Annotated in this window: 1 protein-coding gene; it reads left to right on the forward strand. The window is 64.4% G+C overall.

The window, feature by feature from the left end:
• Positions 1–10: 10 nt before the first annotated feature.
• Positions 11–219, forward strand: a 209-nt coding sequence (locus ASE56_RS17190; protein WP_235556895.1) for a hypothetical protein, incomplete at its 3' end; no start/stop codon positions are given.

Consider the following 219-nt stretch of genomic DNA (forward strand, 5'->3'; position numbering starts at 1 on the left):
GTATGCAGGCTTGGTTCTCGGCCTGGTCTTTGTCGCCGCCGGCTTCTGGACGGCTCGCCGCGACATAGCCCGGCCTCTCGCTTCCGTCTCCTGGACCGGCTGGGGCGTGGCGGTTCCACTGGTCATCCTGACAACGCTCTGGATCGCGTTCGGCAATATCGACCGGGATTTCTTCTATGCCGCCATCGCCTTGCTGCTGACGGCGGTCTTTGTGGCGGG

Source organism: Microbacterium sp. Leaf203 (genome assembly GCF_001421275.1).
Lineage (GTDB): Bacteria > Actinomycetota > Actinomycetes > Actinomycetales > Microbacteriaceae > Microbacterium > Microbacterium testaceum_A.